The organism is Streptomyces sp. NPDC053427 (assembly GCF_044544985.1).
In the GTDB taxonomy this organism is placed as follows: Bacteria; Actinomycetota; Actinomycetes; order Streptomycetales; family Streptomycetaceae; genus Streptomyces.
Genome location: NZ_JBITYA010000013.1, coordinates 281,964 through 290,448, shown reverse-complemented (window position 1 = coordinate 290,448; position 8,485 = coordinate 281,964). Strand labels below are relative to the sequence as shown.

Below are 8,485 nucleotides of genomic sequence, written 5' to 3'. Positions count from 1 at the left end.
GCGCCGGTGCTGGTGGCCTGGGCAATGCGATCGGTAACGCCACGGGTAACGCTGGTGGAGCCGGTGCTGGTGGCCTGGGCAATGCGATCGGTAACGCCACGGGTAACGCTGGTGGAGCCGGTGCTGGTGGCCTGGGCAATGCGATCGGTAACGCCACGGGTAACGCTGGTGGAGCCGGTGCTGGTGGCCTGGGCAATGCGATCGGTAACGCCGCAGGTAACGCTGGTGGAGCCGGTGCTGGTGGCCTGGGTAACGCGATCGGCAACGCAGCAGGTAACGCTGGCGGAGCCGGAGGCCTGGGCAATGCCATCGGCAACGCCGCAGGCAATGCAGGCTAGTAAGCCATGGGGACCGGGAATGCCAAGAAGCCGCCTCATATAAAGGCGGCCGACGAGGCACTTCCGGACCGGCCCGCGCCGACCGGAAAGACTCCGGGCGACGGCGCGGGCCGGAGTTCTGGATTGCCACCGGATCCCGTCGGCGGGCCGAGGCGGATATCCGGCCTCTCGCCACTGTCCGTGACCATCGTCGTGGTCGTCGTGGTGGGCGTCGTGATCGCGGCTGCCGTGCACTTGGCGACGGTCTTCCTCAACGTCGCCCCCACGAACGCACTCTCCCAGAAGCACGCCGCAGGCATCCACACGTACGTCTCCCCTGACTTTACGCAGGGCTGGAAGCTCTTCGCCCCCAACCCGCAGAACGAGAACACCCATGTGCAGGCACGCGCCAACGTCGTGATGCCCGACGGAAACGTCACTACCACCAGTTGGGTGGACCTGGGCGCCATGGACGAGGCGCGGATCGTGCACAACGCCTTTCCCAGTCAAACGCAGCAGAGCGAACTCTCCACCGCCTGGGGCAACTATGCCGACCTGCACGATCCCCAGGGCCGGTCACTCGGACCGCAGGGAAACCTGACGCAGCAGTATCTCTTGCGCATCGTCGCTCATCGATTCGGGCCGCACCTCAACGGCGGCACCGTGGTACGCATCCAGCTGCGCTCGGCCGTCACCCCGGTGGAGACGCCTCCGTGGGTCGCCAAGAAAACCGACACCCAGACCAGCTATCAGCTGATGCCGTGGTGGACCGTCAACACCGAGGACTTCAAGTGACCGCATACTCTCCGGCCACCCCCGGCCGCGAATCCGTGCCGTCCCCCTTCCAAGGGCTTCGTCGCGGCACTGGCACAGCGATCAGGCGGGGCCTCGGACGGATCACCGGCGGCGCCATCGCGCCGTACCAGTCGGCCGCCATCCGGATCGGATTCTCGTTCACCTGGCTCGCCTATCTGCTCCGCGAGTGGGTGCACCGCAACGAGCTCTATGGGCCGGGCAGCCCGTTGAGCTGGAGCATGGCCCGTGAACTGATCTCCACGAATCACGCCTTCACCGTCCTCATGTGGTCCGACGGCCGGCTGTGGTTCGAGTTCGTCTACGCGGCGGCGATGATCGCGTCGGTGATGCTGCTCCTCGGGTGGCGAACCCGTACCGCTTCGCTGCTCTTCCTGATCGGTGTGCTGGCGCTCCTGCACCGCAATCCCTATGTGGGGAACGCCGGCAACGACGTCGTCCACGTTTTTGCGATCTACCTGGTGTTCACGCGCTGCGGCCAAGTCTGGTCGCTGGACGCGCGGCGTCGCGCGAACGTCCGCGAGGACGGCGGCAGTTGCCGGGATGTCGTCGGCATCGTCATGTGGTTGCTCTGTACCGCCGCGCTTGTCCTGGGCACCGTGCTGGGCAAGGTGGGCACGGGCTGGGCCGTGCTGCTCTGGGGCTTCGTCGTCGTGCAGGCGGCGTGGTGGCTGATACGCCGCTATGCGCCCGGCGAGCCCCGCACGGTGATGGACATGGTCGGCAACGTCGTGCACGCGGGTGCGTTGCTCGTGATCGCGGTCCAGGTGTGCCTGATCTACTCCGCCTCCGGCTGGTACAAGATCCAGGGCTCCCTCTGGCAGGACGGCACGGCGCTCTACTACCCCTTGCACGTCGGCGTCTACACCCCATGGCCCGCCTTGTCGCACGCCATCGCGAGCAGCAGTTTCATCGTCCTGCTGCTGACCTACGGCACGGTGATGGTCGAAGTCGCCTTTCCCTTCACGCTCTTCAACAGGCGCCTGCGGACCGTGATGGTCGCGATCATGATGAGCATGCATGCGGGCATCGGGATTCTGCTCGGCCTGCCTTTCTTCTCCTTGGCGATGATCGCGGCGGACTCGCTCTTCCTCCCGACCTCCATCCTGCGGTGGGCGGGCGACCGCGTGGCACGCGCGGTACCGCGGGCCCGCCGCAAAGCCCGCCCACAGGTGGCCGAGGAACAGACCGAGCTCGTCCATTTCCGTTCGTGAGAGGCGCCGCGGTTCCCGCGCGGTCATCTTCGCGCCGTGCCCTGCGACCTGCACCGCTGTGCCCTGCCGGTCCGATGGCCGCGTCCTACGTGTCGTCCTCGTCCCGGCCGTCCTCGAAGACGAAGAGCGGTTTCGCGCCATGTGCGGGAGCTTCGGCGAACGAGAGGGCTTCAGCGAAGCGTTCGAGCGGGAACGGCTGGCCCTGGGGGATGCTCAGCACCTCATCGGCGACGAGACTGCGAACCTCGGACAGCGCACGCAGCACATCCGCAGGTGAGGCCGTGCCGAACCAGCGGTTGAGCCAGAAGCCACGGACTGCTTTGGACTCGTAGATGAGCGAGCGTGCCTGCAGCGGGATCGTCAGCGCTGCCGGGTCGGTCTGCCGATGGGTGGAGAGCGCGCCGTAGACCACGACCTCTCCTCCCGGAGCCAATGCCTGGGACACCTGGGCACCCACGTCGCCCGCGACACAGTCGGTGGCCTTGCGCACGCCGGCCGGTCCTGCGATCTCGGCCACGCGCTGCACCAGGTCCTCGTCCTCCGTGCAAATGACCTCGTCGCCACCGAGCGCCTCGATCTCCTCGACGGCAGCGCGCCGCCGCACGACATTGAGCGTGCGGATACCCAGATGTTTGGCCAGCTGAATGACGAGCCGGCCGACGGTGGAGCCCGCGGCCGTCTGCAACAACCATGCGCCCGGCCGTACGTCGAGTTCGCGCGTCACCAGGAGCAGCGCGGTCAACGGGTTGACGGCGAGCTGACAGGCGCTGGAGTCGCTCAGACGATCGGGGACCGGCAGGAGCCTTCGTACATCGGCAACAAGGTATTCCTGCCACGTGCCGGCCACATGCGGCCCGGGTACCGCCGGGACGGCAACGGCCACCACGCGCTCGCCGGTCTGCAGTCCCTCGACATCCGGGCCCAGGGCCTCAATACGGCCCACGCATTCCATGTGACCCCCGACAGCGGGAAGCTCGGGGGAGAAACCGTAGCGGCCACGCAGCACGTGCAGATCACTGGCGTGAATCGGAGTCGCCTTCACGCGGATCAACGCCTGACCGGCTTCCGGCGTGGGAACAGGACGGGATTCCAGCCGCAGGACATCGGCCGGCTCGCCAACCTTTCCGGCTACCAGCGCGCGCATGGAGTGCGGCATGAGTGACCTTTCGTCTCTCGGTGTCCGACGAACTCGGCGGGCGTTCTGGACAGGAATGACGGGAACGACGCCGGTGGCGGCATCTTCGTCGGAGACCGGGCTCCGCACCTTCGGCCCGCTGAGGTCCGTGATCAGGACCGCTCGCCGCAGCGAACTGATCCGAGGTCGGCGTGGAGGATCGGCGAACGGATCGGATGCCTGACGGTGTCGGCGAGATTCTTGACGCGCGTCCGTGTGCTGTCCGTCGTCATTGATCACCTCGATGGACCGGACCCCGGGCATATGCCCTGCCGAGTCCGCCCCACGCACCGCGCCAGAGAGCCCCTGAAGCCCCCGACATCACGCTAAGCGTCACTGACAGGCTCTGCAATCCAGCGGCAATCCAGCCTCCGACCGCCCCAGCCACAGAGGGTGTCCCCGCCTCATGCCCGCGGTTCGCCGGCGCGCCGCCGGGCGCACCGCCGCCATTACCTCGCGCGTAATCGACCCCCGCCCCGCCGCCCGCCAGAGTGAGGGCATCGGTTCACGGGCCGGCGCACTCCGGCCCGTGAACCGGCAACCGACCACGACCGTGCCCTGCACGGCGGACCGCACGAGGAGCGCGTCATGACCACTCAGCACGAGCAGCAGCGGGCGGCAGCCCAGCAGAACCCGCAGGCCCCGCAGGGGAGCGACGGATACCCGGCCGCCGTCGCCCGTTACTTCGCGGCATGGAACGCCACCGACGCGGCGGTCCTGGACAAGGCCGTTGCCGAGGCGTTCGCCGACGACGCCACCTACACCGACCCGATGGCCGACGTCGCCGGGCACGAAGGGCTCGCGGCGCTGATCGCCGGGGCGCATGCGCAGTTCCCGGGGTTCGTCTTCCGGCCGCTGGGGGACGTGGACGGACACCACGACCTTGCCCGCTTCGGGTGGGAGCTGGTCAACGAGGCGGACGGTTCGGCACCGGTGGCCGGGTTCGACGTCGTGCGGCTGGACAAGGACGGCCGGATCCGTTCGGTGTGCGGGTTTCTGGACCGGGTGCCGCCCTCGGCAGCGTAGATCCGGAATTCGGAATCCGGACCGGGACCGGGAGCCGAACCGGCAGCGGAATCGCGATCGGTCACGGCTCCAGCTTCCGCAGCTGGGCGACCGTCTCCGGGTCGGCGGGGAGGAAGGTCTCCACCGCCAGTTCGGAGACGGTCACATCCATCGGGGTGTTGAACGTGGCGATGGTGGAGATGAACGACAGCACCACGCCCCCGTGCTCGATCATCATGGGCAGCGCGAAGGGCGGATGCTCGCCGAAGCACGCCACCTCCCGCCCGCCCTCGGGCAGCGGATAGTGCCGTACCTCGTCGTAGAGCGCCCGCAGCGGCGAGGACCGCATCAGCGCCAACTGCCGTTCCATCTGGGCGAAGAGATGGCCGCGCCACTCCAGGAAGTTGCGGATACGGGGCGCCAGGCCGCCCGGGTGCAGGGTGATCCGCATGGCGTTGAGCGGTGGCCGCAGCAGGGACTCGTCGATCCCCTCCAGCAGCATGGTGATGCCCCGGTTCGCCGCCTGGACGTTGTACATGCCGTCCACCACCAGCGCGGGGAACGGCTCGTAGCCGGTCAGCAGCCGCTCCATGCCGGTGCGCAGGGCCTGCATCGAGGGGTCGTCCATCGGCGTTTCCGGATAGACCGGCGCGTAACCGGCCGCGATCAGCAGGGCGTTGCGCTCGCGTACGGGGACGTCGAGGTGTTCGGCGAGCCGCAGCACCATCTCCTGGCTGGGGCGGGAGCGGCCGGTCTCGATGAAGCTGATGTGCCGGGCGGAGGAGTCGGCGCGCAGTGCCAGATCCAGCTGGCTGATGTTGCGGCGGTTGCGCCATGCGCGCAGCAGCGTCCCCGCCCCCGTGGTCTCCGGCGCAAGCGCCGCGACAGTTGTCATGGCAGGGACGGTAACCCACCTGCGTCGGGGCGGTGGACCGGGTCCCCGTACTCGGACTACCCGTCAGTAATGGTCCATGCCGGGCCAATTGCCGAGCCGCCCCTTCGTACGTCGGCGCTCGGGGCCCCGCGCCGTGCCACGCTGGAACCGTCACGGCGGCCGGGCAGCGACGCGTGCAGCACCCGGCACCGGCATGCGACATCCGGCACGCGACATCCGACGTACGGCATCCGGTACGACATCCCATGTCCGGCACACGGGGAAGAGGTGAGTGTCATGAGCGCCCAGGTGGAACCGCTCGGCATCAAGGAGATCGAGGACCGCCTGGCGGAGCTGCCCGGCTGGTCCGTCGAGGGGGAGCTGCTGCGCCGCCGCTACGCCTTCGACGGGCACCTTCCGGCCGCGGTGATGGTCATCCACATCGCGCAGATCCAGGAGGAGTTGGGCCATCACGCCGATCTGAACCTGGGCTACAACCGGCTCGCCGTGGCGGTGAACACCCACAGCATCGGTGGCCGGATCACCGCTCTCGACTTCGGTCTCGCGCGCCGTATCGAGGCGATCGCCTCCGCCCACGGCGCACGCTGAGCGGGGCGTCCGCACGGTCAGGTGCGCTCGGGCAGCTTGACGAAGCGGCCGGCGCGGAGCAGCTCCACATTGAACTGGGCCCCGGACAGCAGCGACAGATGCGAGAACCACAGCCAGATGAGGAAGACCAGCGGGCCGGCGAGCGAGCCGTAGAGGCGGTTGAACGTCCCGACGTACGACACATAGGCCGAGAAGCCCGCGGAGGACACCAGCCACAGCAGGACCGCCACCATTCCACCGGGCGCCGCGCGCCGGACGCCGCGCGAACTCGGCGGACCGGACCGGAACAGCACCATCGCCAGCACGGCGGCCAGCAGCAACAGCAGGGGCCACTTCAGCAGATTCCAGGTGGCCTCGCCGGCCTCGCCCAGCCCGAGCGCACGGCCGGCGGCACGCGCGATCGGACCGCTCACCAGCAGCACCACCGCGCTGCTGATCAGCAGCGCCATCAGCAGCAGCGCGGTCGCGAGGATGCGCGGCGCCTTGCGCCACGGCGGCCGGTCGTCCTTCGTCCGGTGCATGGCGTGCAGCGCCCGGCGGAACACCGCGAGATAGCTGCACGCGGACCACAGCGCACTGACCAGCGCGCCGCCCACCACGACCCAGGCGGCGGTGCGCTGATGGGCCATGACGATCAGCGCATGGCGTACCGACGGGCCGGAGCCGGCCGGTGCGAGGGAGCCGATCTGGTTGATGAGCTGCACGGTGGCCGAGGGGTCGGCCAGACCGATCAGCGACACCGTGACGATGATCGACGGAAGCAGCGCCAGCACCGAGTAGTACGTCAGGCTGGCCGCCCAGTCGGTGACATCGTTGTGCCAGACGGAGCCCGGTGTGCGGCGCAGCGCGGTGCGGCACTGGGCCCAGGTCGGCAGCGCCGTACGGGTCGGCGGGTCGGCGGGGGCCGCGGCGGGTACGGGCGGCGCGGCGTCGGCGCACATGGCGGTCCCTCGGTGTGGCGATCCGCAGTCGCAGCCGCTCCCGCCCATGTCGTTTCCGTCCTCTCTGCCGGTCGGGTTCGTCGGTCGTGGTTCGTGGGTCATCGGTCGTGGCTCGTGGCTCGTGGTTCGGCGATCGGGTTCGTCGGTCGGGCTCGTGGCCCGTGGTCCTGCCTTGTTGTCTCTACCCCGATGTCCCGGCTCGACGTCCTGCCCCATGGTCCGCTGCCCCGTGGTCCGCGATGTGTGCCGTCAGGCGGCGGGGAGGCGCGCGAGCGGGTCCCGGCCCTGCCGCGGCGCCGCCGGATACCGGTCTTCGCACGGCCCGCACGGCCCGCACGGCCGCCGCGCCGATTCGGCCGACGGCATCCCTCCCGGAGTAGCCACAGGCCAGACCTTACGGCGAGCCGGTGGTCCGGCGGGAGCGGGGGTTGCCGAAACGGCAACGGTGGTTGCCCCGGGACGATCCGTATCGGAGGCTCGACCGCATGAGCAATCATGATCACTCAGCACACGGCCGGGGCGGCCCCGGACACGGGCACCACGCGCACGACCACGGCACCCCCGTGGGCTGGGAGGAACTCGGCCCGTACCTGGAGAGCGGTGCCGAGGTGCACACACCGGTCTATGAGCAGGCGACGGGCTGGCTGCGCGAGCTGCTCACGGCGGCCGACGGCGGACCCGGCCCCGACGATGTACGCCGGGTGCTCGACATCGGCAGCGGGCCGGGCGTCGCCACCTGCATCCTGGCCCAGGCGTTCCCCGCCGCGGAGGTGGTGGCGGTGGACCCGACCGAGGGCCTGCTGGAGCGGGCCCGCGCCCGCGCCGACCGCCTCGGTCTCGGCGACCGCATCCGTACCCATGCCGCCGAGGTCCCCGACGGGCTGGACGCGCTCGACGGGGCCGACCTCATCTGGTCCAGCAATGCGCTGCACCACATCGGCGACCAGCGGGGCGTGGTGGCCGCCCTCGCCGGGCATCTGCGGCCCGGTGGTGTGCTCGCCATCGCCGAGGGCGGCCTGGCCCCGCGCTTCCTGCCGCGCGACATCGGCATCGGCCGCCCGGGGCTGCAGTCCCGCCTCGACGCGGTCGCCGAGGAGTGGTTCACGCAGATGCGGTCGGCGCTGCCGGGTGCCGAGGGCGCCGTCGAGGACTGGCCCGCCTTCCTCGCCGACGCCGGCCTGCGCACCCCCCGTACCCGCAGCTTCCTGCTGGACCTGCCGGCCCCGCTGTCCACCGCCGCCCGCGACTACGTCCTCTCCAGGACCGGCCGCGCCATGGAGGCATACGGCGACCAGCTGGACGAGGACGATCTGACCACCCTCTCCCGCCTCAACGACCGGCACGACGCGGCCGGTCTGGCCCGCCGCCCGGACGCCTTCCTGCTCGCCGTCCAGACGGTGCACATGGCCTTCGCGGCACCCCGCAGTGAGGTGGGCCGGGGCGGGGGCCGTTGACGGTTTGCGTCGTGGTTGGTTTGTGTATGGCGCGTGTGGCACCCCGCAGTGAGGTGGGCCGGGGCGGGGGCCGTTGAGGGTTTG

9 protein-coding genes are annotated in these 8,485 nt (G+C 69.9%); 5 read left to right on the top strand and 4 right to left on the bottom strand.

Going from position 1 to position 8,485, the window contains the following annotated elements:
- On the bottom strand, window positions 1–377 hold a 377-nt coding region (locus tag ACIGWZ_RS32770), incomplete at its 3' end, for a hypothetical protein (RefSeq protein ID WP_400070421.1).
- 141 nt (window positions 378–518) lie between these two features.
- Between ACIGWZ_RS32770 and ACIGWZ_RS32765 the strand changes: the two genes are divergently transcribed.
- Both ACIGWZ_RS32765 and ACIGWZ_RS32760 read left to right on the top strand, forming a co-directional pair.
- A complete protein-coding gene (locus tag ACIGWZ_RS32765; RefSeq protein ID WP_400070419.1) occupies window positions 519–1,112 on the top strand; it encodes a DUF5819 family protein in 594 nt (197 codons plus the stop codon).
- Entirely contained in the window at window positions 1,109–2,344 is a 1,236-nt protein-coding gene (locus ACIGWZ_RS32760; protein WP_400070417.1) for an HTTM domain-containing protein, read from the top strand. Before ACIGWZ_RS32765 ends, ACIGWZ_RS32760 begins: the two co-directional genes overlap by 4 nt.
- Before the next feature lie 85 nt (window positions 2,345–2,429).
- On the opposite strand, the gene ACIGWZ_RS32755 is transcribed toward ACIGWZ_RS32760, so the two are convergent.
- Window positions 2,430–3,488 (bottom strand): zinc-dependent alcohol dehydrogenase family protein, encoded by a 1,059-nt coding sequence (locus tag ACIGWZ_RS32755; protein WP_400070415.1) that lies wholly within the window; start codon window positions 3,486–3,488, stop codon window positions 2,430–2,432.
- A 618-nt stretch (window positions 3,489–4,106) separates the two neighbouring features.
- On the opposite strand from ACIGWZ_RS32755, the gene ACIGWZ_RS32750 reads away from it, so the two are divergent.
- Window positions 4,107–4,544, top strand: coding sequence for a nuclear transport factor 2 family protein (locus ACIGWZ_RS32750; RefSeq protein WP_400070413.1), 438 nt, complete (start codon window positions 4,107–4,109; stop codon window positions 4,542–4,544).
- Window positions 4,545–4,605: 61 nt separating this feature from the next.
- Here the strand turns inward: ACIGWZ_RS32750 and ACIGWZ_RS32745 are convergent, their stop codons facing one another.
- Window positions 4,606–5,418 carry a helix-turn-helix domain-containing protein gene (locus tag ACIGWZ_RS32745; RefSeq protein ID WP_400070411.1) on the bottom strand — a complete coding sequence of 271 codons (813 nt, stop codon included), beginning with the start codon at window positions 5,416–5,418 and terminating at the stop codon, window positions 4,606–4,608.
- A 276-nt stretch (window positions 5,419–5,694) separates the two neighbouring features.
- Here ACIGWZ_RS32745 and ACIGWZ_RS32740 point away from each other — a divergent pair, with 276 nt between their 5' ends.
- The gene (locus tag ACIGWZ_RS32740) at window positions 5,695–6,006 is read left to right on the top strand and encodes a 4a-hydroxytetrahydrobiopterin dehydratase (RefSeq protein ID WP_400070409.1); all 312 of its coding nucleotides are present in this window, start codon (window positions 5,695–5,697) and stop codon (window positions 6,004–6,006) included.
- A gap of 17 nt (window positions 6,007–6,023) precedes the next feature.
- Here ACIGWZ_RS32740 and ACIGWZ_RS32735 read toward each other — a convergent pair whose 3' ends face one another.
- Window positions 6,024–6,947, bottom strand: a complete 924-nt coding sequence (locus ACIGWZ_RS32735; protein ID WP_400070407.1) for a YihY/virulence factor BrkB family protein — start codon at window positions 6,945–6,947, stop codon at window positions 6,024–6,026.
- Window positions 6,948–7,432: 485 nt separating this feature from the next.
- Between ACIGWZ_RS32735 and ACIGWZ_RS32730 the strand changes: the two genes are divergently transcribed.
- Window positions 7,433–8,401, top strand: coding sequence for a class I SAM-dependent methyltransferase (locus ACIGWZ_RS32730; protein ID WP_400070405.1), 969 nt, complete (start codon window positions 7,433–7,435; stop codon window positions 8,399–8,401).
- The last annotated feature ends 84 nt before the right edge of the window (window positions 8,402–8,485 follow it).

What these genes read in the sequence shown, in the direction of transcription:
- ACIGWZ_RS32730 (WP_400070405.1), top strand. Translation starts at nt 7,433, where the DNA reads ATGAGCAATCATGATCACTCAGCACACGGCCGGGGCGGCCCCGGACAC.
- ACIGWZ_RS32745 (WP_400070411.1), bottom strand. Translation starts at nt 5,418, where the DNA reads ATGACAACTGTCGCGGCGCTTGCGCCGGAGACCACGGGGGCGGGGACG.
- ACIGWZ_RS32735 (WP_400070407.1), bottom strand. Translation starts at nt 6,947, where the DNA reads ATGTGCGCCGACGCCGCGCCGCCCGTACCCGCCGCGGCCCCCGCCGAC.
- ACIGWZ_RS32740 (WP_400070409.1), top strand. Translation starts at nt 5,695, where the DNA reads ATGAGCGCCCAGGTGGAACCGCTCGGCATCAAGGAGATCGAGGACCGC.
- ACIGWZ_RS32750 (WP_400070413.1), top strand. Translation starts at nt 4,107, where the DNA reads ATGACCACTCAGCACGAGCAGCAGCGGGCGGCAGCCCAGCAGAACCCG.
- ACIGWZ_RS32755 (WP_400070415.1), bottom strand. Translation starts at nt 3,488, where the DNA reads ATGCGCGCGCTGGTAGCCGGAAAGGTTGGCGAGCCGGCCGATGTCCTG.